Raw genomic sequence first — 796 nt, 5'->3', positions numbered from 1 at the left:
AGCCCAACCTCGCAGGTAACAGATTAGATGAGGCAACGGCGCCGATGGGTAGCAATATCCTTGAGGCAACGCGACACGCAGCCGGCGGCGGTGAGGGCTGGGCAGAGAGAAGACGGCCAAACCCTCGGGCACGGCCTCTTCCAGCCATGCGGCGAGAGCCGGGGCGGTGTAGTCTGCGACCAGCTCGGCCAGGGCGGCCTCGGACTTGGCCAGTGAGCCGGCGTTCCAGACGTCGCGCAGATCGGCACCGATACGCTTGCGGCTCTTCAGGGTCGGCGCATGATGGATGGCGTTTTGGGCGAGATGGTGAGGAGGATCAGGAAACTCTCCAGTGGAGAGTTTTCCCGACGAACGGCAGCGTTGCCATGTCGCGCCGCCGAGGACGGCCCAGCGAGCGGCCCGCAGCCCGGTGTGGTCGTCGGAGACGACGTACTCGACCCCGCGCATTCCGCGAGCCTGAAGGGTCAGGTCCGTCAAGATGATGGAAATTGGGATGTGGCCTGGCGTCATGATCAGGCGGCTTCGGTCGAGATGCTGAGGATGTGGTCTTGCTCCACGGTGTCGATGCGGGCGAAGGCGTCGACCATCATGTAGCGGTTCTGGGTTTGCCACGCGTCATTCTGTTCGAGGAGCACGGCGCCGATCAGGCGGGTGATGGAGGCCTCGTTGGGGAAGATGCCCACGACATCCGCGCGCCGCTTCACCTCTTTGTTCAGACGCTCGACGGCATTCGTAACCGATATAAGGATCTCGGTGCCGATGTCCGGCTGGGTTCTTCGGAACCTGGTATATGCTG

At 63.3% G+C, this 796-nt stretch carries 1 protein-coding gene and 1 pseudogene; both read right to left on the bottom strand.

Features of this window, described 5'->3' with window-relative positions:
* Positions 1–462: pseudogene (locus tag Q1A87_RS23575) on the bottom strand (transposase); the annotation flags it as partial.
* 50 nt (positions 463–512) lie between these two features.
* Positions 513–796 (bottom strand): transposase (locus Q1A87_RS23570; protein ID WP_299657288.1); only part of this gene is annotated, 284 nt, incomplete at its 5' end.

Source organism: uncultured Jannaschia sp. (assembly GCF_947494055.1).
Classification (GTDB): Bacteria; Pseudomonadota; Alphaproteobacteria; order Rhodobacterales; family Rhodobacteraceae; genus Jannaschia.
Note: the sequence above shows the minus strand (reverse complement) of the source record. Positions and strands in the feature narration are given on the sequence as shown.